Source organism: Gluconobacter albidus (assembly GCF_002005485.1).
Taxonomy (GTDB): domain Bacteria; phylum Pseudomonadota; class Alphaproteobacteria; order Acetobacterales; family Acetobacteraceae; genus Gluconobacter; species Gluconobacter albidus.
In genome coordinates this window covers 2,763,837-2,783,764 of the sequence record NZ_CP014689.1, presented here as the reverse complement: position 1 = coordinate 2,783,764, position 19,928 = coordinate 2,763,837, and the positions used below count along the sequence as shown (strand labels likewise).

The 19,928-nt window shown below is 61.0% G+C and carries 19 protein-coding genes, 1 pseudogene and 1 riboswitch; of the genes and pseudogenes, 11 read left to right on the top strand and 9 right to left on the bottom strand.

Annotated features, from left to right (window positions below):
• The first annotated feature begins 147 nt into the window (after positions 1–147).
• The 5 genes from pqqA (at position 148) to pqqE (ending at position 3,324) form a co-directional block, all read left to right on the top strand.
• Entirely contained in the window at positions 148–228 is an 81-nt protein-coding gene (gene pqqA / locus A0U94_RS12695; RefSeq protein WP_010502998.1) for a pyrroloquinoline quinone precursor peptide PqqA, read from the top strand.
• A 114-nt stretch (positions 229–342) separates the two neighbouring features.
• The gene (gene pqqB, locus A0U94_RS12690; protein WP_077803979.1) at positions 343–1,257 is read left to right on the top strand and encodes a pyrroloquinoline quinone biosynthesis protein PqqB; all 915 of its coding nucleotides are present in this window, start codon (positions 343–345) and stop codon (positions 1,255–1,257) included.
• Entirely contained in the window at positions 1,254–1,973 is a 720-nt protein-coding gene (gene pqqC / locus A0U94_RS12685; RefSeq protein WP_062027332.1) for a pyrroloquinoline-quinone synthase PqqC, read from the top strand. The genes pqqB and pqqC overlap by 4 nt, the downstream gene beginning before the upstream one ends.
• Positions 1,970–2,257: a pyrroloquinoline quinone biosynthesis peptide chaperone PqqD gene (pqqD, locus tag A0U94_RS12680; protein WP_077803575.1), complete on the top strand. Its 288-nt coding sequence runs from the start codon at positions 1,970–1,972 to the stop codon at positions 2,255–2,257. The genes pqqC and pqqD overlap by 4 nt, the downstream gene beginning before the upstream one ends.
• Positions 2,254–3,324, top strand: a complete 1,071-nt coding sequence (gene pqqE, locus A0U94_RS12675) for a pyrroloquinoline quinone biosynthesis protein PqqE (RefSeq protein WP_077803574.1) — start codon at positions 2,254–2,256, stop codon at positions 3,322–3,324. Before pqqD ends, pqqE begins: the two co-directional genes overlap by 4 nt.
• A gap of 26 nt (positions 3,325–3,350) precedes the next feature.
• Here pqqE and ribH read toward each other — a convergent pair whose 3' ends face one another.
• The 5 genes from ribH to A0U94_RS12650 all read right to left on the bottom strand — a co-directional run bounded on the left by ribH (position 3,351) and on the right by A0U94_RS12650 (position 7,356).
• Positions 3,351–3,830 (bottom strand): 6,7-dimethyl-8-ribityllumazine synthase, encoded by a 480-nt coding sequence (gene ribH / locus A0U94_RS12670; RefSeq protein WP_077803573.1) that lies wholly within the window; start codon positions 3,828–3,830, stop codon positions 3,351–3,353.
• Positions 3,827–5,080 (bottom strand): 3,4-dihydroxy-2-butanone-4-phosphate synthase, encoded by a 1,254-nt coding sequence (ribB, locus tag A0U94_RS12665; protein WP_077803572.1) that lies wholly within the window; start codon positions 5,078–5,080, stop codon positions 3,827–3,829. The genes ribH and ribB overlap by 4 nt, the downstream gene beginning before the upstream one ends.
• Positions 5,077–5,715 (bottom strand): riboflavin synthase, encoded by a 639-nt coding sequence (locus A0U94_RS12660; protein ID WP_062106515.1) that lies wholly within the window; start codon positions 5,713–5,715, stop codon positions 5,077–5,079. The genes ribB and A0U94_RS12660 overlap by 4 nt, the downstream gene beginning before the upstream one ends.
• On the bottom strand, positions 5,697–6,731 hold the full coding sequence (gene ribD, locus A0U94_RS12655) for a bifunctional diaminohydroxyphosphoribosylaminopyrimidine deaminase/5-amino-6-(5-phosphoribosylamino)uracil reductase RibD (protein ID WP_077803571.1): 1,035 nt from the start codon (positions 6,729–6,731) through the stop codon (positions 5,697–5,699). Before ribD ends, A0U94_RS12660 begins: the two co-directional genes overlap by 19 nt.
• A gap of 117 nt (positions 6,732–6,848) precedes the next feature.
• Positions 6,849–7,006, bottom strand: a riboswitch (FMN riboswitch).
• 158 nt (positions 7,007–7,164) lie between these two features.
• A complete protein-coding gene (locus tag A0U94_RS12650) occupies positions 7,165–7,356 on the bottom strand; it encodes an entericidin A/B family lipoprotein (RefSeq protein ID WP_062027319.1) in 192 nt (63 codons plus the stop codon).
• 180 nt (positions 7,357–7,536) lie between these two features.
• Between A0U94_RS12650 and A0U94_RS12645 the strand changes: the two genes are divergently transcribed.
• Positions 7,537–9,006 (top strand): cryptochrome/photolyase family protein, encoded by a 1,470-nt coding sequence (locus A0U94_RS12645; protein WP_077803570.1) that lies wholly within the window; start codon positions 7,537–7,539, stop codon positions 9,004–9,006.
• 44 nt (positions 9,007–9,050) lie between these two features.
• Here the strand turns inward: A0U94_RS12645 and A0U94_RS12640 are convergent, their stop codons facing one another.
• Both A0U94_RS12640 and A0U94_RS12635 read right to left on the bottom strand, forming a co-directional pair.
• Positions 9,051–9,506: a hypothetical protein gene (locus tag A0U94_RS12640; protein ID WP_077803569.1), complete on the bottom strand. Its 456-nt coding sequence runs from the start codon at positions 9,504–9,506 to the stop codon at positions 9,051–9,053.
• 73 nt (positions 9,507–9,579) lie between these two features.
• Positions 9,580–10,176 (bottom strand): Crp/Fnr family transcriptional regulator, encoded by a 597-nt coding sequence (locus A0U94_RS12635; RefSeq protein WP_062106540.1) that lies wholly within the window; start codon positions 10,174–10,176, stop codon positions 9,580–9,582.
• Positions 10,177–10,447: 271 nt separating this feature from the next.
• On the opposite strand from A0U94_RS12635, the gene A0U94_RS12630 reads away from it, so the two are divergent.
• From A0U94_RS12630 to A0U94_RS12615, 4 genes are all read left to right on the top strand, one after another.
• On the top strand, positions 10,448–11,245 hold the full coding sequence (locus A0U94_RS12630; protein WP_062106522.1) for an OmpW/AlkL family protein: 798 nt from the start codon (positions 10,448–10,450) through the stop codon (positions 11,243–11,245).
• Positions 11,246–11,505: 260 nt separating this feature from the next.
• Positions 11,506–12,642 (top strand): efflux RND transporter periplasmic adaptor subunit, encoded by a 1,137-nt coding sequence (locus A0U94_RS12625; RefSeq protein ID WP_077803568.1) that lies wholly within the window; start codon positions 11,506–11,508, stop codon positions 12,640–12,642.
• Between the two features lie 18 nt (positions 12,643–12,660).
• A complete protein-coding gene (locus A0U94_RS12620) occupies positions 12,661–15,771 on the top strand; it encodes an efflux RND transporter permease subunit (protein WP_077803567.1) in 3,111 nt (1,036 codons plus the stop codon).
• A complete protein-coding gene (locus A0U94_RS12615) occupies positions 15,768–17,288 on the top strand; it encodes an efflux transporter outer membrane subunit (RefSeq protein WP_077803566.1) in 1,521 nt (506 codons plus the stop codon). The genes A0U94_RS12620 and A0U94_RS12615 overlap by 4 nt, the downstream gene beginning before the upstream one ends.
• 456 nt (positions 17,289–17,744) lie before the next feature.
• Here A0U94_RS12615 and A0U94_RS12610 read toward each other — a convergent pair.
• Together A0U94_RS12610 and A0U94_RS12605 are read right to left on the bottom strand one after the other, a co-directional pair.
• Positions 17,745–17,956, bottom strand: a pseudogene (locus A0U94_RS12610) (IS5/IS1182 family transposase); the annotation flags it as partial.
• A gap of 103 nt (positions 17,957–18,059) precedes the next feature.
• Positions 18,060–18,941, bottom strand: a complete 882-nt coding sequence (locus tag A0U94_RS12605) for a LysR family transcriptional regulator (protein ID WP_077803565.1) — start codon at positions 18,939–18,941, stop codon at positions 18,060–18,062.
• Between the two features lie 118 nt (positions 18,942–19,059).
• Between A0U94_RS12605 and A0U94_RS12600 the strand changes: the two genes are divergently transcribed.
• Complete coding sequence (locus A0U94_RS12600; RefSeq protein ID WP_077803564.1) at positions 19,060–19,911, top strand: transporter substrate-binding domain-containing protein; 852 nt, start codon at positions 19,060–19,062, stop codon at positions 19,909–19,911.
• Positions 19,912–19,928 lie beyond the last annotated feature (17 nt).

Sequence of the window (19,928 nt, the reverse complement as noted above, 5' to 3'; positions counted from 1 at the left end):
GACGATCCGCGAAAGGACACAGTTGCGTGTTCTGCCCAAAAAAACCCTTGAACTCCAGTGGCATCAGGTCACTAAATCATGAGGAGCGCCCGTGAATGTGTCGTCAGCCGCATTCACCGGTTTATCGCAGACTCAAGGAGACCAATCATGGCCTGGAACACACCGAAAGTTACCGAAATCCCGCTGGGCGCAGAAATCAACTCGTATGTCTGCGGCGAGAAGAAATAAGCCTCTTCCCCGAGGCCCCGTCCTTGAGGAATATGGCACGGCCGCTCCCCTTCGGAGCGGCCGTTTTCATTCATGGGTGCCGCAGGGCACCCGATTCAGACGGTTTGTGAAAAAATGATTGATGTCATCGTGCTTGGCGCGGCGGCAGGGGGCGGTTTTCCGCAGTGGAATTCCGCCGCACCCGGCTGTGTGGCCGCCCGCACGCGACAGGGCGCGAAAGCCCGGACCCAGGCCTCCATCGCCGTCAGCGCCGACGGAAAACGCTGGTTCATTCTCAACGCCGCGCCCGATCTGCGCCAGCAGATCATCGAGACCCCGGCCCTGCATCATCAGGGCAGCCTGCGCGGAACGCCCATTCAGGGCGTCGTCCTGACCTGCGGCGAAATCGACGCCATCACGGGGCTTCTGACGCTGCGCGAGCGCGAACCTTTCAGACTGATGGGCAGCGACTCGACGCTTCGGCAACTCGCGGACAATCCGATGTTCGGCGCGCTCGACCCTGAGATTGTGCCGCGCATCCCGTTGCTTCTCAACGAACCCATGTCCCTGATGAACAAGGACGGGATTCCCTCGGGCCTGCTGCTCACGGCCTTTGCCGTTCCGGGCAAGGCGCCGCTTTATGCGGAGGCCGCGGGCTCAAAACCCGACGAAACGCTGGGTCTGTCCATAACGGACGGTCTGAAAACGCTGCTCTTCATTCCCGGCTGTGCGCATATCACGCCGGAGATCGTGGAGCGGGTGGCTGCGGCCGATCTCGTTTTCTTCGACGGGACGCTGTGGCGGGACGACGAAATGATCCGCGCCGGGCTGAGTCCCAAGAGTGGCCAGCGGATGGGGCATGTTTCGGTGAATGACGCCGGTGGCCCCGTTGAATGTTTCACGATGTGCGAAAAACCTCGCAAGGTCTTGATTCATATCAACAACTCCAACCCGATTCTGTTCGAAGACAGCCCCGAACGCAAAAGCGTCGAACGCGCCGGCTGGACGGTTGCGGAAGACGGCATGACTTTCAGACTGGACACACCATGACGCTCCTCACCCCTGACCAGCTTGAAGAGAGGCTTCGCCAGATCGGTGCCGAGCGGTATCACAACCGGCATCCGTTTCACCGCAAACTGCATGACGGCAAGCTCGACCGCGCGCAGGTTCAGGCCTGGGCGCTGAACCGCTATTATTATCAGGCCCGCATCCCGGCCAAGGACGCGACCCTTCTCGCACGTCTGCCCACGGCCGAACTGCGCCGGGAATGGCGCCGCCGGATCGAGGATCATGACGGCACGGAGCCTGGAACGGGCGGTGTCGCGCGCTGGCTGATGCTGACGGATGGTCTTGGGCTGGATCGCGACTATGTGGAAAGCCTCGACGGGCTGCTTCCGGCGACGCGCTTTTCGGTCGATGCCTATGTGAACTTCGTGCGGGACCGCTCCATTCTGGCCGCCATCGCGTCGTCGCTGACGGAGCTGTTTTCGCCCACGATCATCAGCGAGCGCGTCTCGGGGATGCTGCGGCATTATGATTTCGTGTCGGAAAAAACGCTGGCCTATTTCACGCCCCGTTTGACGCAGGCTCCCCGGGATTCCGATTTCGCGTTGGCCTATGTCCGCGAAAATGCCCGCACGCCCGAACAGCAGAAAGAGGTTCTGGAGGCTCTGGAGTTCAAATGCTCCGTGCTGTGGACCATGCTGGATGCGCTCGATTATGCCTATGTGGACGGCCACATTCCGCCGGGCGCTTTCGTTCCATGAGGGACCAGTCCTGTGTCGCGGAGGAGACGGTCCTCTCCTTCGCGCGCGGCCATCGGCTCCAGCACGATCGCGTGAGAGACCTGTGGATCGTGCAGGCGCCTGAGAAAGCGTTTGTGATTGAGGGCTCCGCGCCGCATATTCTGCGGCTTCTGGATGGGGAGCGCAGCGTCGGCGACATCATCCAGCAGCTTGCAAACGAGTTTTCCGCCCCGCGTGAGGTCATTGCGAAGGATGTCCTCGCGCTTCTTTCTGAACTGACAGAAAAGAACGTCCTGCACACATGACATTGCCTTCGCCGCCGATGAGCCTTCTGGCTGAACTGACGCATCGTTGCCCGCTTTCCTGCCCCTATTGCTCCAATCCGCTTGAACTTGAACGAAAAGCCGCAGAACTCGATACCGTCGGCTGGCGCTCCGTGCTGGAGCAGGCTGCCGAACTTGGTGTGTTGCAGGTTCATTTTTCCGGTGGCGAGCCGATGGCCCGACCCGATCTCGTCGAGCTGGTAGCCCTTGCACGCAAGTTCAACCTGTATTCCAACCTGATCACCTCCGGGGTTCTGCTGGATGAAGCGAAGCTGGAAGCGCTGGACAAGGCCGGGCTGGATCATATCCAGCTATCCTTTCAGGACGTGACGGAAGCGGGTGCCGAGCGCATTGGCGGTCTCAAAGGCGCGCAGGTCCGCAAGATCGCAGCGGCCCGGCTCATCCGGGCGTCCGGCATTCCGATGACGCTCAACTTTGTGGTGCACAGGGAAAATGTCGCCCGCATTCCCGAGATGTTTGCGTTGGCACGGGAACTCGGGGCCGGACGGGTGGAGATCGCGCATACCCAGTATTATGGCTGGGGACTGAAGAACCGCGACGCGCTTTTGCCCAGTCGCGAACAACTCCAGGACGCGACGCGCGCCGTTGAGACAGAACGCGCGAAGGGAGGCCTCTCCATCGACTATGTCACGCCGGATTATCACGCGGACCGGCCAAAACCCTGCATGGGAGGCTGGGGGCAGCGTTTCGTGAATGTCACGCCTTCAGGGCGTGTGCTGCCGTGCCATGCGGCGGAAATCATTCCAGATGTCGCTTTCCCGAATGTTCAGGACAGGACCCTGTCGGATATCTGGAACTGTTCGCCCCTGTTCAACATGTTTCGTGGGACGGACTGGATGCCGGAACCCTGCCGGTCCTGCGCGCGCAAGGAGCAGGACTGGGGCGGCTGCCGCTGTCAGGCGCTGGCGCTGACGGGTAATGCCGCCAACACTGACCCCGTCTGCAGTCTCTCACCTTTTCACGACCGTGTGGAAAAAGCCGTGGCGGAAGCGTCAGAAAAGCCGGAGCTTGTATACCGGCGTTTCTGACGAGTGGTGGCCCTTCTGCGGCAGGGTCAGGACCGTGCTGGCACGTTGCGCAGGAAGGCCAGGGTCTCGACGCAGGCGGCAGCGGCTTCGCGGCCCTTGTTTTCGGCATCTGCGCGGGAGCGGTCCACGGCCTGCTGTTCGGTGTAGGTCGTGAGGATGCCGAAAGCGATCGGCACTTCCGTTGCAAGCTGGGCCTGCATGATGCCGATGGTCGCGCCCAGCGAGATGAACTCGAAATGCGCGGTGTCGCCCTTGATGACGCAGCCCAGGCAGATCACGCCCTCGTATTGGCCGGATTTCGCCAGACGCTGTGCGAGAAGGGGCAGTTCAAAAGCGCCAGGGGCATCATAGACGTCCACGTCCGTGATGCCGCGCTCTTGGAGCCATTCTAGCGCGCCATTCTTCAGGCCGCCAGTGATGCTCGTGTTGAAGCGGCTGGAAACGATCGCCACTTTCGGAGCCGGAGAAAGCTGCAGGTCGGGGGCTACGGGAATATGTGTGCTCATGCCGGCTGTTCCTGAAGGAAATGGCCCATCCGTGTGCGTTTGGTCGCAAGATAGGCGCGGTTGAAAGGGTTGGCTTCGATTTCCAGCCGTTCGCTGGACTGCACGTCAAAGCCGAAGCGGACGAGGTTGGATTCCTTGTCCGGATTGTTCGTCAGAAGGCGGAGCGAACTCACACCCAGATGCCGCAGCAGGTCGGCCGCCGCATCCCATTCGCGGGCATCAGCGGGCAGGCCGAGGGCCTCGTTGGCCTCCACAGTGTCCATCCCATGATCCTGAAGCTCATAGGCGCGGATTTTGTTGGCCAGCCCGATCCCGCGACCTTCATGGCCACGCAGATAAACCAGAACGCCGGATTCGGATGCCGAAATCCGCTCCAGCGCCTCGCGGAGTTGCGCGCCGCAGTCGCAGCGCATGGAGCCGAGCGCATCGCCTGTCACACATTCCGAATGCAGGCGCACCAGTGGCACGCCCTTGGACGGATCGCCCTTCACCAGCGCGACATGCTCCACGCCATCGACGGCGCGGAAGGCATGAATGCGCAGATCGTGACCGCCGAAAATGCTGGGGAGGGCGGATTCGGCCACCATTTCGCCCGCAGCCGGAACGGGCGTGCAGATCAGATCGTGGCCCGCAATGGCGCCACGTCCATGCTCGCGGCACCAGTCCTGAAGGTCGGCGATGCTGACGATGGGCATGTTGTGGCGGGCGGCATATTTCCGCAGTTCCGGCAGGCGCATCATGCTGCCGTCATCGGCCATGATTTCGCAGATCACGCCAGCGGGCTCCAGCCCGGCCAGACGCGCGATGTCGATGGAGCCTTCCGTATGACCGTTGCGGCCCAGCACACCTTCCGGATGGGCGCGGAGGGGGAAGATATGTCCGGGCGAAACGAGATCGTCCGCCCTGGCCGCAGGATTGGCGGCGATGACAATCGTGCGGGCGCGGTCGGCGGCGGAAATGCCGGTCGTCACACCTGTTGCCGCTTCGATCGAAACCGTGAAGGCCGTGCCGCGCGGGTCGCGGTTGCGCGCCACCATGGGTGGCAGGGCGAGACGGTCCGCCTGTTCGGCTTCCAGCGGCAGGCAGATCAGCCCGCGTGCCTCGCGGACCATGAAGTTGATGGCTTCCGGCGTGGCGAACTGTGCCGCCATGACCAGATCGCCTTCGTTCTCCCGGTTTTCGTCATCGACCATGACGACCATGCCGCCCGCGCGGATGGCCTCGATGGCTGCTTTCAGGGACGGCTTCATGAGGCCACCTTTCCAAGGCTGGGGGAGAACCGCAGCAGGTTCTCGACATATTTGGAAAGCACATCGACCTCCACATCCATCCGGTCCCCGACCGATAGTGTGGAGAGGTTGGTGTGTTCCCAGGTGTGCGGGATGATTGTCAGGCCGACTTCGAAACCGACCTGATTGCCGCGCGTGATGTCGTCATGCAGATCGTTCACCGTCAGGCTGATGCCGTCGAAGGTGATGGAGCCCTTTTCCACGACATACTGGCGCAGTACCTGCGGGACGAACACGCGGAGGGCATAGGAATCGCCCGCTTTTTCAACACTGGCGAGGGTCGCCACGCCATCCACATGACCCTGCACGATATGGCCTGAAAGACGCGTGCTGGCGGCAACGGCGCGTTCCAGATTGACGCGCGATCCGGCTTTGAGCTGATCCAGTGGTGTGCGGGAGAGCGTCTCGCCGCTGAGATGGAACGTTGCCACGCCCGCTGAATCGAAAGTTTCGACCGTCAGGCACACGCCGTTCACAGCCACGCTTTCGCCGAGTTCCAGATCGGGGAAGCCGGTCTCCACGGTTAGGTCCATGGCCTTGTCGCGGACGGATGCTGAGCGGACTGTGCCCAGACGCTCTATGATTCCAGAGAACATGCGTTTTCCCTCACCAGTCGCAGCGGGCTCTCGTCCCGCGATTTCAGGTCGATGCGGTCAGCGTCCGCAGTTTTATGAATAGTGAGCCAGTCATCCCACAGCCCGGCTTCGGACACTGAGGCCAGCAGGGCAGGTCCCGCTTCGACCATCGCCCAGTTCACACCCCGCTCCGCCAGCATGGCGGGGACCGAGAGCAGATCGGGGCTGGAAATGACGTCGAACCCGGCCTGCGTCATTTCGGCGATCCAGTCTGTCGGAAGGCGGCCGTGGCGGTCGCAGACGACGAGCAGGCGGGGTTTGCGGTCCTCATGGTCCGGAACATGTCGGACGGTGAAGCGCGGGCGGTCCGCCAGAACGGTGCCAATCCCGGTGATGATCGCATCCGTTGCCCGGCGCAGGCGATGCGCGAGGACGAGCGAGTCCGGAGATGTGAAGGTTTTCTGCCCCGGCGGCGGCACCATGGAGCCGTGTTCGTCCAGCGCCTGCTTGACGCTGATCCACGGGCGGTGCCGGACAACGCGGCTTGCGAAAGGCGCCAGAAGGGCACAACAGTCCCGTGCCAGATCGGCCATCTCCGGCCGATCCGCCAGCATGACCACGCGCTTTGCCCCCGGCATTTCGCGAAGCCGTGACGCACCACCAGCGGCCTGCGGGTTCGGGTCGGCCGCACCGATCCAGACTTCGCGGACCGGGCTGTTGCGCAGGGCTTCGCTGCAGGGCGGGGTACGTCCGGTGTGGTTGCAGGGCTCCAGCGTCACCAGCGCCACGCGCGCCTGATCCAGCACGCCCGCTGCCCGGGCCTGCGCCAGAGCCATGGCTTCGGCATGGGGCTGGCCAACGCGGGGGTGAACACCAACCGTCAGGATACGGCCGTCCGCATCCAGCAGCGTACAGCCCACAGACGGGTTGGGAGCGGTAGCGCCGAATGTCTCGACAGCCTGCGCGATGGCCGAACGAAAGCCATCGCGGATCGCGGTCAACGAAACTGTGTCGGAAAAGATGGTCTGCTCAGCCAAGGTGCGTCTTCTGGTCCCGTTACAGTCGGGACGCTCGCAAGGCGCACGCCGCCCTCAGCCGGAACGGAAAACAGGCAGGATGGCATGCACCCTGACCTGCCCGTGACCGGACAAGTGCTGCGTTCTCTTCCATCCGGACTCTAACCGTCGGCTCCGGAGTCTCACCGGATCTGCTTGTCCCTTCCTGACCGAAATCCGGAAGGCGCTCGCGGGCTGAGGCGGAGAAATCCGCCAATACCGCCGGTGGGGAATTTCACCCCGCCCTGAGAACGTCTTTGTTCAGATCAAACTATGGAACCGTCCGGACCGGAATGACAAGCAAAAATCCACAGGGACCCGTTTCTGAAGCTGGAGTCCGATATGTGCCGATACAAAAAAACCGCCGGTCGAGGACCGGCGGTTCTGAAAAGCCCGGAACGGGTTTTCGGGAAACTCAGTTCGGAGAAGCGTTCGTGTGGCGCTCGATTGCGCCCTGCGTTGCATTGGCGCCGCGGGAGACATTGTGTCCAACAGAGCTCACGTCCTGACCAGCGCCGCGCACGGTGTTGCAGGCGGACAGCGTGACGGCCGAGCCCGAAAGAAGAGCCAGGGACAGGGCAATGCGTGCGATGGACTTGGTGGACATAGAAAAAATCCTCTTAAAGAGCGTTTCGGCCATTAAACGACATTTGATGACAATGGTTCATGACTGCGGGTGAAATTTTTTCAGCCTGCTTCCGGTCAGGATTGAAAGGCGTTTCATCCCTTCTGAACGATCGGCAGTGTCGGACGCTTTATGAGGAATCTCCCCTTTTTGTGAGGATCCATGCCCAGTTCCCGGACTGCACGTACCCCAGCCCGCCAGGCCTCAACCCAACCAGCCATCGTGTGGTTTCGGGACGATCTGCGTCTGGCCGACCATCCTGCGCTGCATGAGGCGGTGGCATCTGGCCGGCCGCTGATCTGTCTTTATGTTCTCGACGACAAAACCCCGGCCCTGCACCCGGCTGGAGCGGCATTGCGATGGTGGCTTCATGGAGCACTGGCCGATCTGCGGGCACAACTGCAAAGCCGGGGCGGAACGCTGCTGACGCTCGCGGGCTCTGCCGAGGACCTGATTCCGAAGTTCGCGCGGAACATGGATGCTGCGTCAGTGTACTGGCATCATCGTCTGCATGAGCGCGAACGGGCACAGGACGACCGGATCCGGCAGGCTCTGGAACAGCAGGGCTGTGAGGTTCGGACGCACTGGGGCACGGTCCTGCTCGATCCGGACCTGGTGCGCACGAAGCAGGGCGGATTTTACAAGGTCTGCGGTTCGTTCTGGAAGGCGCTTCAGACCCACGCCGTACCGGAGCCGTTGGGCATTCCCGACATGTCATCGTTTCAGGATGTTCCGGAGTCCGTCCTGCCGGATGTGCGGCTGAACGAAGCGGAGCTCTGTCCCCAGGCGCCGGACTGGGCGTCAGGGTTCCGCACGACATGGGAGCCCGGAGAGGCGGAAGGGCAGGAGCATCTTGAGGATTTTCTGAAAGACGCCGTTGCGGAATATCCGAGGGGGCGGGACAGGGTGGCGGAGGAGGGAACATCGCGTCTGTCGCCCTATCTTGCTTCCGGTGCGGTCTCCCCCCGGCAGGTCTGGGCAGCGCTGCAGAAGCATGGCGCGCATACGGATGGCCCGCGGATTTTTCTGTCAGAACTCGGATGGCGGGAATTTGCCCGCTACACGCTGTATCACCTGCCGCAACTGCCGTTCGAAAACCTCAGCCCGAAATTTTCCGGGATGCACTGGCGCAAGAATGCCGCAGATCTGAAAGCGTGGCAGCGCGGGCAGACGGGGGTGCCAATCGTGGATGCAGGGATGCGCCAGCTCTGGCAGACCGGCTGGATGCACAACAGGGCCCGCATGATTGTGGGGTCTTTCCTGACGAAGCATCTGCTGATCGACTGGAAGGAAGGGGAGGCCTGGTTCCGCGAGACGCTGGTGGATGCGGACTTTGCCAATAATGCCATGAACTGGCAGTGGGTCGCGGGGACGGGCATCGAAGCCACGCCGTTTTTCAGAATTTTCAACCCCACGCGACAGGCTGAAAAGTTCGACCCGGATGGCGATTATATCCGCCAGTGGGTGCCTGAACTGCGTCGTCTGTCAGGAAAGGCGCTGTTTGAGCCCTGGGCCGCGAAAGAAGCGGAGCTGCGGCAGGCAGGTGTTGTGCTGGGCAGAACGTACCCGCGCCCGATCGTTGATCTGAAAGACGGGCGGGATCGCGCCCTTCAGGCCTTCAGGGCGCTTTGAGGCACTGAAATTCCGGCCCCGCGAGGGGGGCCGGAGCGGCCGGATCAGAGGCCGCCGTTCAGGAAGTTGCTAACATCGCCGCGGGTCTTGCTGCCCAGGGCATTGAGGCGGTTGCGCTGTTCCTGCGGAGCATTCTTGAGCTGTTGCAGGTGCTGGTTTTCCTGATCGCGCAGGCTGGTCAGTTTGGACTGTTCGCTAGTGATCTGCTTCTGAAGGCGTGCTTTTTCGCTGGTCGGGGCGTTGGTGTATTTGTCCTTCAGGTCCTGAATGCGCTTTTCGCGCGCGGCCTGCGCATCCTGGGACTGCTTCTGATAGTTCTGGACCTTGCTGTTCAGGCAGTTTTCCCGCTGCGCCAGACGTCCGACGACATCGTTCTGCCCAGTCTGCTGGCAGGCGCTGGAGGCGGTTGTGTCCGCCGCATAAGCCTGCGGAGCAAGGGACGCAGCCCCGGCAATCAGTCCGACAGCAAGCATTGTGCGGGGGAAGCGGATGAAAATCATGACATCTCCTGTAAACGGATCAGTAAAACATAGAGCGTCCTGATGGCGGGAATGTGGCTTTTTGAAAAGGGTCCTATTCCATGCCTTCGGCGATCGTCGATATCCGTTCCGGCATCAGTAACGTGATGTGGGTAATGCTTCGGATACTGATGAGCTTTTCTTTTTTGAAGGCGCTGAGGATCCGGCTGACCGTTTCAATAGTGAGTCCGAGATAATCCGCGATATCAGTCCGGGGCATCGGCAGGTCGAGTTCGACGGGATGGGAGATGTCGGGCTTTTCCAGATGCTGGCAGCGTTCGATCAGGAATGTGGCCACGCGTTCGCGGGCCGTCTTGCGCCCCAGAAGGGTCATGCGGGCCTGCATCAGGGCCAACTCGCGGGAGGCTTCTTCGCGCAGGCGGTGTTCAAGGCTGGGAAAGCGTTCGGTCAGGCGCTGCATGCCGGCATGGGGAAAACGGCACAGCGTGGCCCCGCCGAGCGCTTCGGCGCCAAAAGCGTAACTCGTGGAGGCGGCGAGTCCGAGAAAGTCCCCGCCTTCCGCAAAGCCGGTGATCTGGCGCCGCCCATCCGGAAGAAGGGTGAAAAGCTTGACCCTGCCGCCGGTCACGACAAAGAAATCGTTGGCCGGTGCGCCCTCTTCTATAAAGGATCGACCGTCGGCAACGGTCATTCGTGAAGACTCGTTGGCAAGAATGGCAAGATCACAGTCGTCAATGCTGCTGCACACACTCAGACGTCGCCCTACGCAATGGGCGCAACGATCATGAACATCCTCTGGAATATGTGACGCAGACATGATGAATCCTGTTCCCGTTGTGCTGACCGCAGCCTGAAGACTTTCAGCCACACTACCACATAATTTACCAGACTTGATTCAGGTCAAGGTGATGGGCGGGGAGGAGTGCTTTGTGAGGCTCAACGAATGGTGATGGAAATTCCAGATGAAATTTAACGCTTTCGCGCTGGCCGCCGCAGTCGGCGCCGTTGCAACTCCCGCGTTTGCACAGGTCACTGCTCCGGCTGCTGCGCCCCAGGTCATGGTCAGTGCGCCCATGACGGCGGCTCCCGTGCCTTCCGTAAACATCCATGCGCCTGCTTCCGGTCATTGCGGCCTGTTCCAGACCTGCGCCAACACGCGCATCGGACTGGGCAAGGGCGACTTCATCGTTCGTCTGTCCGCCCTCGGCGTCATGCCGGAAGACCGTGACAGCAGCCTGCGGCTGAACGGCGCGCATCTCGGCGGCCGCGTCAAGACGACGCGTCAGGTCATGCCGGAGCTGACGTTCGAATACTTCTTCACGGACAACGTGTCGGTTGATCTGATCGCAGCCAGCACGCGTCATGAAATCGCTGCTGAAGGCGTTCCGGGTCTGGGCAAGGTTGATGTGGGCAGCGCCTGGGTTCTGCCGCCGACCGTCACGTTCGCCTGGCACTTCCGCCCGCACAAGCGCTTCAACCCGTATGCGGGTGTCGGTGCAACGCTGGCCTGGTTCCACAACGTGTCCCCCGCTGGCGGCCCGCTTACGCAGAAGCTCAATGTTGGCGTGACGGGCGGCCCGTCCGTCAATGTCGGTTTCGACTATCAGGTCGTCGGCAACTGGTTCTTCAACTTCGACGTCAAGCAGATGTTCATGCGGGTCCATGCCTGGGCGCAGAACAATGCCGAGACCACGAAGATCACGGCGCATGATTCCCTCGATCCGACCGTTGTCGGCGCAGGTATCGAATACCGCTTCTGATTTTCAGGTCAGAAACCGGCGTATCAGGAAAGCGGCCTTTCTTCGAAGGGCCGCTTTTTTGCATTTTTGTGGCAATCACATAAAACTTTTGCAATCCGGTCATTCGATCAGTGCAAAAATCTTTTCGTTTCCGTATGTGACGTCTGGCGTCCTTCCATGGGATATGAAAACGTCCGAACGCTGGCCGACAGGTCATTGTCCAGACGTTTCAGTCAAAACGGGACGTCTGTCCTGACAGAGTTACGGGGTTTTCTATCAGCATGCGCGTTACCCGCGTCGGCGCGTTGGCCATTGGCCTGCTCTGCCTGGCCATCCTTCTCGTCGCCGTCCTGCGATTTCGATCCCCGCATTCGCCCGTTGCAGCGGCCGAACCTCCTATGGTGACGCAGTCGAAGGATGGTCTGGTCGTCCGGGAAGGCAGTCCGCTCGAGAAACGTCTGACGATGCAGACCGTTGCAAGCGTATCCCGTGATCACGGCATTCTGCTTCCGGCACAGGTCATGACGGAACCGGACCGGCAGGTGAATGTCTATGCGCCCGTAGCGGGCCGGATCACGGATGTTCTGGTCCATCTGGGTCAGCGGGTCCAGCGCGGACAGGTGCTGGCTACGATTGCCGCCGGAGATCTGGATCAGGCATGGGCCGACGATACCCGTGCCCGTGCCACCCTCGATTTCGCGCGTCGTGCCTATGCCCGCGCGCAGGGGGTTCAGGCGATCGGCGGGAATGCCGTCAAGGACATCGAAGCCGCCCGCAATGATCTGGCGCAGGCGCAGGCGGAAGCCGAGCGCACGCAGCGCAGGCTTCAGGTTCTGGGCGCGCGACCCGGCTATTCCGCAAAGGGTCAGGCCCCGCTTGTGTCCCCCGTGGATGGTGTCGTCTCCACGACAATTATGGCACCGGGGGAAAACATTACCGATCCGACCGCCATCCAGATGACGGTTCTGGACCTGTCGCAGGTCTGGATTGCTGCCGCCATTCCGCAGGAAAATCTGGCGCAGATCGGGGATGGCAACGTGCTGTCGGTTACTTTCGACGAATTCCCGGGACGGACCTGTTCCGGACGGGTCATCAGTTTCGATCCCGCGCTTCATGTTGATACGCGTCGGGTGAACGCCTATGTCGCCTGCCCCAATACCGATGGTGCCCTGCGTCCGGGCATGTATGTGAATGCGACACTCAACATCCCGCAGCCCAGCGAGATCATCATTCCCAAGGCCGCCCTTTTGATGAACAACGATCAGGTATCCGTTTTCATCGAGACCGCGCCGCATACGTTCCAGCGGCGCGATATCGCCATCAGCTACGATGAAGGTGAAAACGTCCGTGTGCTCAAGGGCATTTCCGCAGGGGAGCGCATCGTGACGAGCGGTGCCATTCTCCTGAATGATGACTGATCCGGTGGCCCTGAGCTGATGATCGAGCGTTTCATCTCCTGGTGCTTCAATCACCGGAATATCGTTTTCTTTTCCGCCCTGATCCTGGCGCTTCTCGGTGGTCTTTCGTGGAAGATCCTGCCGGTCGAGGCCTATCCGGATCTGGGCTCGGTCAGCGTGTCGATCACGACCCAGCAGGAAGGTCTGGCCGCCGAGGAAATGGAGCAGCAGGTCACGATCCCGCTCGAGCGGACGCTGGCCAGCGTTCCCGGCGTGACGGACAGTCGCTCCACCAGCACGTTCGGCCTCTCGCTGATTACGCTGATTTTCCGTGAGGGCACGAATGTCTATGCGGCGCGTCAGCTCGTCGAGACGCAGCTTGCCAACAATCCACTCAGCAATGGCGCCATGCCGTCGCTGGGGCCGATTTCAGGGCCGAGCGGCGAGATCTATCGCTATACGCTGGAATCCGACGACAAGAACCTGCTGGAGCTGTCCGATCTCCAGCGCTGGACGATCATTCCGGCGATCCAGCGTGTGCCAGGCGTCGTCAATGTGGACAATTTCGGCGGCCTGACACGTGAGTATCAGCTCGTTCTCGATCCTGATTCCCTGCAGCGCTACCATGTTGGCCTCGAAGACGTACTGACCGCCATCCGCAACAGCAACGCCAATGCCGGTGGTGGCCGCGTGAGCCGTGGTGAGCAGTCCTACATCATCCGCGGGATCGGCATGATCCATAATCTGGATGACATGGGGAACATCGTCGTTGCCAGTCATGGCGGTGTGCCGGTCTTCGTCAAGGATCTGGGGCGTGTCCAGTTCGGGCATCAGGTCCGACAGGGTATTCTGGGCAAGGACCGCAATCCCGATACGATTGAAGGCGTGGTGACGATGCTGAGCGGGGAAAACCCCTCACTCGTGCTTGATGGCCTTCACACCACGGTGGCCAAGCTCCAGCAGCAGCTCGCCCCGAGCCATGTCCGCATCGTGCCGTATATGGACCGCGACCATCTCGTCCTGTCCACGACCCACAAGGTCACGGAAACGATGATCGAGGGCATCGTCCTCGTGGGTGTCATCCTGACGCTGTTCCTGGGCAGTCCGCGCAGCGCCATTGTCACGGCGGTGACGATCCCGCTCGCGCTGTCAGTGGTATTCGTGCTGATGCACAGTTTCGGGATGTCGGCGAACCTGTTTTCGCTAGGCGCCATTGATTTCGGCGTGATCGTGGACGGCGCCATCGTTATCACCGAGACGATCCTCCGCATCCGCGAGGAACGCCCGACCGAGGCGCTCGATCCCGTCGAGGTCCTGCCGGTTGCGCAGCGTGCGGGGCGGGCGATCTTCTCGTCCACGCTCGTCATCATCGTGGCCTACAGCCCGCTGTTTGCGTTCGAGGGCAGCGAGGGCAAGCTCTTCCGCCCGATGGCCTATACCGTCAGCTTCGCGCTGCTGGGCGCGCTGCTCTGCGCCCTGACGCTCATTCCGGCCCTGACCTATCTGGCGCTGCGCAAGCCCAAGCACATCTGGCACAACCGCCCGCTGGAATGGCTGCATGCCCGCTATACCTACTGGCTCGGCCATTTCATCGACCGCCCGCTGATCGCCTATGGCGCCGGTGTTGCGGCAATGGTCGCAGTCGTGATCCTTGGGGCGTCCATCGGGCGCGAGTTCCTCCCGGATCTGGATGAAGGCTCGCTCTGGCTTCAGGTGCAGATGCCGACCGGCATCTCTCTGGAGAAAGGCGAGTCCATCGCCAATGAACTGCGCCATGCGGTCCGCGAGTTCCCCGAAACGTCTTATGCCATCACGCAGCTCGGGCGCTCGGATGACGGAACCGATCCCTGGACGCCGTCGCATATTGAAATGCCGGTTGGCCTCAAGCCGTATGACCAGTGGCCGTCCGGCGAGACCAAAGCGCAGTTCGTCGAACGTCTGCGCCGGCGTCTGTCGCAGATTCCGGGGATCGACTTTGGCATCAGCCAGCCGATCCAGGACAATATGAGCGATCTGGTCGGCGGAGCGCACAGTCCGCTCGTCCTGCGCGTCTATGGCAATGATTTTCAGGAACTGCGCCGCATCGGTCAGCAGATCGTGGATATTCTCCATCAGGTTCCGGGGACGGCGGAAGCGTCGATCTTCCAGGAACCGCGCATCCCGCAGATCGAAGTCGAGGCCGACCGTCTGGCCGCCGCGCGCTATGGCATCAGCATTTCGGATATTTCCGATGTCGTGTCGAACGCCATTGGCGATGCACCCATCACGACCGTTTACGTGGGGGACCGCTTCTATAACGCGACGCTCCATATCCGCCGCAAGGACCTGCAAGACATGCAGTCCCTGTCGCAGATCCCGCTTCTGGATGCGGAAGGCGCCTATATTCCGCTGTCTCAGGTCGCGCATGTCGGGCTGCATATGGGCGAGAGCAACATTGCCCACGAAATGAGCCATCGTCAGGTCACCATTCGCGTGGACAACGGCAAGCGTCCGCTGTCGCAGTATCTGGCGGATGCGCAGGGCCGGATCGACCAGCAGCTGCATTTCGACAAGGAAAAATATACGCTCGAATGGGCTGGCTCCTTCCAGCAGGAAGAGCGGGCCCAGAAGCGTCTGATGATCGCGCTGGGCGTGATGTTCGCGGTGATGCTGGTTCTGCTGTTTGCCGAATTCCGCAAGATCCGGCAGGCGCTCCTGATCCTCAGCGTGGTGCCGCTGGCGACGCTGGGCGGCCTGATCGCGCTGCATGTCCGCGGCGAGACACTCAATATCGCGACCGCCGTGGGCTTCATCGCGCTGTTCGGTGTGGCCGTGCAGAACGGCATCATCATGATTGCCAGTATCAACCGTCATCGCGTGGAAGGTCTGGGGGTTCGGGATGCCACCATCGCCGGGGCTGCCGAGCGTTTCCGTCCGGTTCTCATGACCGCGACAGTGGCCACGGCTGGTATGCTCCCGGCAGCTCTTGCCACGGGTGTGGGCACGGACGTGCAGCGCGGACTGGCGACGGTCGTGGTAGGCGGTCTGGGGATCGCCACGCTGCTGACACTGTTTGCCCTGCCGGTCTATTTCAGCGAGCTTGAAATGTGGGTTGAACGCCGGGATGCGAAGAAGCGTCCGCAATCTGCCACAGAGGGAGCCGGATCATGATGCGGCACTCCATGATGTCCCGCCATGCATCGTTTCTGCTGTGTCTGACGGCGCTTTCCGCCTGTGCGGTCGGTCCGGATTTCCATCGCCCGGATCTGCCGAAAAACGCGGCCTATGAGGGCCAGCCCCTGACCGCGACCGCCGGGCATGGTGTTGCGGGCGCGACCGTGCCCCAGCAGTTCCAGCCGGGCGTGGATATTCCGGGCCAGTGGTGGATGGTGTTCGGCAATCCGTCCCTGAATGCGCTCGTCGATCAGGCGCTGGCCAACAACCAGTCCCTGCGCGCCATGCAGCAGGGCCTCAAATCCGCGTGGGAACAGCGGCGGATCGAGGGTGCGGGTCTGTATCCGACGCTCTCCGCTTCGTTCAACCCGACGCGGAACAAGACGTCCAAGGTCTATTCTCCCGTTCCGAACTCGAATGTGTGGCTCTATAACGTTCACACCGCGCAGCTGAATATCGGCTATGTGCCGGATCTGTGGGGCGGAACGCGTCGCGCCATCGAGGCCGCTGGAGCGCAGGCGGACCTGCAGAAATTCCAGCTCGAAGCCACCGCCCTCACCATGATTTCCGATCTGGTGAATGCGACGATCGAGGAAGCCACGATCCGCGCCGAGATCGACGCCACCAACGCGCTGATCCGTAGCCAGCGCGCCGTTCTGAAGACGGTGACGGCCGAGCAGGGGATCGGCAATGCATCCCGGCAGGACATGGCGCAGCAGCTGGCCTCCGTGGCCCAGCTTGAGGCGACATTGCCCAGTTTGAGCCTGCAGCTGGCGCAGACGCGGGACCAGATGGCGGTTCTGGTGGGTGTGACGCCCAACACGCCGCTGCCCGAGTTTCGTCTGGAACAGTTCACCCTGCCAAAGACGCTCCCGGTCTCGCTGCCGGCGGACCTGCTGAACCAGCGCCCCGATATCCGCGCGGCTCAGGCCCAGATCCAGTCTGCCAGCGCGCAGATCGGTGTGGCCATCGCCAACCGTCTGCCGAACGTGCAGCTCAGCGCCACACCGGCGCAGGCCGTGGGCGTGATGAGTGATTTCTTCAAGCCCGGCTATGGAAACTGGACGATCGCCGCGACCGTCATGCAGCCGATCTTCCAGGGCGGTTCGCTCCTGCATGCCGAGCGTCAGGCGCGCGACAACCTGCTTCAGGCCAACGAGACCTACAAAGCCACCGTCCTGTCCGCCATTCAGGACGTGGCGGACAGTCTGCATGCCGTCACGTTCGACGCTGATGCCCTGAAGGCCGACGAGGATCTTCTGAAGGCAACGACGCAGAGCATGACAATTGCCCGCGGGCAGCTGCGTCTGGGAGATGTCAGCGAACTCGTGCTGCTTCAGGCGCAGCAGACTGATGCTCAGGCGCGTCTGGCCTATGTTCAGGCCGAGGGCGCGCGTTTCTCAGACAGCGTGGGTCTGTTCCAGTCTCTCGGCGGAGGCTGGTGGAACCGTAATGACATGGGCATGACGCCGGCCGCCCAGAAGGCGCTCGGGAAGTCTCTGGTTCCTTGGTGAGAGTGTGCAGGGCTCTGGCCTGAAACCCGCCAAAGGCCCAATGTTGATAAGAGGGTCTTTGGAAACCGCTTAGGCTCAGGACTCATTCTTTGAGAGAGAATGATGAAGCTTGCTGCGATGGGGATTGCAGATATGAATGTATGAGCACAGCGGCTCGCAACATGTTCGCCAGTCTTTCAGTTTTGCGAACATGTTTTCAATCATCAGACGCTTTGAATACGCCGGTCATTCACGCACGGCACTCCGTGCGCCAGTGGGGAAAAACGACTTAATCCGTTCCCTCTGAATTTCAGGACAACAAAAACACGTCACTTACAGCCCATCTCCATCGCTAAACCTGTGAGTCACAACGTTTCGCCCAGTAAAATAAATTAATAGATCCCAAGATTAGAATCGTTGTCTCGTGTTGGTTTGTGGATGGCGACCCAGTAGGGGATTCCGACGTCCTCGAATTCTCAGCGTCTGGATCACGAGGATTTTGGACATCAGAACCGGATCAAATGGAGGACGACAGCCTTTGCTCCCATCCGCAGAGGCCAGAGCTTTGTCTAGGTCAGGGCGGAAGACGTTTGAAATCCACAGTCCGGAAAAACGGCTTCGAGGTGATCGTCAGGCCCACTCAGACGAGCCAAGCGCTCTTCAACATCAAAGAAACCCAGCTGCTTCATGCCGTCTCTCCCCAGTCCACGCAGGGGAAATAGAATCACAGGGACAGCCTCAAAACCAAAGGGTTTCCCAAACCCTCCAAATCATATTCCTACCGAAATAGTGCTACGATCGTTGGCTGGATTTGCGCAGGTCGTTGAACAACGCCCGGATGACGGGACGTACCCCGTGGCCTGAAAACTGTTCTATATAATAGTTTCCAAGCCCCGGTACGGCGGCAAGCGTGTTGCAAACTGTCAGTCCCAGCGCCTCGACAAGGTTCTGCGCGGCTGGCCAAGGAACAAGGGCGAGAGCGGCCCCTTCCTTGACCATCATGAGCGCCAGGGGCGTTGTGTCCACGGATTCCACCATCAGCGACGACGTATCGGAAATCCCGGGATAGCGGGAGAGCAGCGTATTCCAGCCCACCGCATGCGAACGGACATCCAACAGCTTGTAGTCCATAATGGCCTCTGCGCTGGTGATGCGCTCCACATCCTGCGGCTGCCCGACCACCACGTGGGTAATCCCCATCAGCCACCCCGGGTGCTCGCGGGTTGTCATGATATAATCAAAACGGATTGCGAGATCTGGCTCGCCATTGCGCTGGGAGTCTTCCGTAATGAGATCTACGCGTACCGAAGGATGCTTTTTTTCAAAAGCCGACAGACGCCGTGGCAGCCAGCTCATGGCCATCAACTGGCTGGCGACGAGGGAGACGCGTTCCACGTCCCTTCTGGGGAAAAGGGAGGCGGATTTGGCCTCGATAGCCCTGAGGGAGACCTGAATGGTCGGCAGGAACTCGTTACCTTCCAGCGTCAGGCGGACCTTGTTGGCGCTGCGGAGGAAGAGGGGCTTTTTGAGATAGGTTTCCAGCGCCAGAATCTGCTGGCTGACGGCAGCGGCAGACATGTTCAGCTCGCGCCCGGCGGAGGCAAAGCTCTGGTGGCGTGCGGCGGCATCGAAGACGCGTAGCCAGTTCAGAGAAGGAATACGGTGGGTCTGCATCCCTAAAGCGTAAGCTCAGCTTACGCTTTCTGCCAAGAAGAAATATATTCCGATATCGAACCCAAGACCATAAAGCAGTCAGTGACCCTTTTCACACGCCCTGGCGGGAGTTTCATGAATGCCTGTTCGTGCGACATGTCTGCTTTTTCCGGTCCTGTTTGTGGCATGTGCGGCGTCTGCTGTGGCGGGGGATCATCCGCGACGCATTACGATTGCTACGGAAGGGACATATCCGCCTTGGGCGTATGCGAAACCTGATGGATTCTATGCCGGGTATGAAATAGATCTCGTGAAGGTTCTGTGCGAGCGGATGCATGCGACATGCAAGGTTGTCACGCAGGACTGGAACGGCCTTATTCCGGGACTTCGCGTCGGGCAGTACGACGCCATCATTGCCTCCATGGGCGTGACGGAAGAGCGCCGTCAGGTCGTCTCGTTTTCCAATCCCTACACCCATGCTCCGAACGGCTTTCTGACGGCGGGCGGAGGGTCTTTGACCCATCTGGCGCATACGGGCGAGCCCTTTGACCTGACGGCTGCCCCCCACGAGGCGCAGGCCGCGCTTTCAGAACTGAGGGCTGCGCTGGTGGGGAAAGTCATCGGGGTCCAGATCGGCTCGACGGCGGCAGGGTTTGCCGAGGCCTATCTGCCGGGGCTGAAAGTCATGGAATATCCGTCCGTGGACCAGTTGGGGCTGGAACTGATTGCGGGGCGGATCGACATTGCGATTGCCAATGTCACGACCTTTGCGACCATGATCAAGGCAGCCTCCAAAGACGCGCTTGTCATGACCGGGCCAAGCTTCTCAGGCGGGGTTCTGGGATCGGACACGACCAATATCGCGTTCCGGCCGGATGACGACGCCCTGCGCAATGCTTTCAACACCGCTCTGACATCGGTCAACCGCGATGGCACCAATCAGGCGCTGTCAGAGAAATGGTTCGGAACGGATATCTCGATCCATGAATAAGCCCATGATATGCGCCT

Coding starts and splice junctions, on each gene's coding strand:
- pqqC (WP_062027332.1), top strand. CDS start 1,254: ATGACGCTCCTCACCCCTGACCAGCTTGAAGAGAGGCTTCGCCAGATC.
- A0U94_RS12605 (WP_077803565.1), bottom strand. CDS start 18,941: ATGCAGACCCACCGTATTCCTTCTCTGAACTGGCTACGCGTCTTCGAT.
- A0U94_RS12625 (WP_077803568.1), top strand. CDS start 11,506: ATGCGCGTTACCCGCGTCGGCGCGTTGGCCATTGGCCTGCTCTGCCTG.
- A0U94_RS12640 (WP_077803569.1), bottom strand. CDS start 9,506: ATGATTTTCATCCGCTTCCCCCGCACAATGCTTGCTGTCGGACTGATT.
- pqqB (WP_077803979.1), top strand. CDS start 343: ATGATTGATGTCATCGTGCTTGGCGCGGCGGCAGGGGGCGGTTTTCCG.
- ribB (WP_077803572.1), bottom strand. CDS start 5,080: ATGAAGCCGTCCCTGAAAGCAGCCATCGAGGCCATCCGCGCGGGCGGC.
- A0U94_RS12620 (WP_077803567.1), top strand. CDS start 12,661: ATGATCGAGCGTTTCATCTCCTGGTGCTTCAATCACCGGAATATCGTT.
- A0U94_RS12615 (WP_077803566.1), top strand. CDS start 15,768: ATGATGCGGCACTCCATGATGTCCCGCCATGCATCGTTTCTGCTGTGT.
- pqqE (WP_077803574.1), top strand. CDS start 2,254: ATGACATTGCCTTCGCCGCCGATGAGCCTTCTGGCTGAACTGACGCAT.
- A0U94_RS12650 (WP_062027319.1), bottom strand. CDS start 7,356: ATGTCCACCAAGTCCATCGCACGCATTGCCCTGTCCCTGGCTCTTCTT.
- A0U94_RS12645 (WP_077803570.1), top strand. CDS start 7,537: ATGCCCAGTTCCCGGACTGCACGTACCCCAGCCCGCCAGGCCTCAACC.
- A0U94_RS12660 (WP_062106515.1), bottom strand. CDS start 5,715: ATGTTCTCTGGAATCATAGAGCGTCTGGGCACAGTCCGCTCAGCATCC.
- A0U94_RS12630 (WP_062106522.1), top strand. CDS start 10,448: ATGAAATTTAACGCTTTCGCGCTGGCCGCCGCAGTCGGCGCCGTTGCA.
- pqqA (WP_010502998.1), top strand. CDS start 148: ATGGCCTGGAACACACCGAAAGTTACCGAAATCCCGCTGGGCGCAGAA.
- ribH (WP_077803573.1), bottom strand. CDS start 3,830: ATGAGCACACATATTCCCGTAGCCCCCGACCTGCAGCTTTCTCCGGCT.
- pqqD (WP_077803575.1), top strand. CDS start 1,970: ATGAGGGACCAGTCCTGTGTCGCGGAGGAGACGGTCCTCTCCTTCGCG.
- A0U94_RS12600 (WP_077803564.1), top strand. CDS start 19,060: ATGCCTGTTCGTGCGACATGTCTGCTTTTTCCGGTCCTGTTTGTGGCA.
- A0U94_RS12635 (WP_062106540.1), bottom strand. CDS start 10,176: ATGACCGTTGCCGACGGTCGATCCTTTATAGAAGAGGGCGCACCGGCC.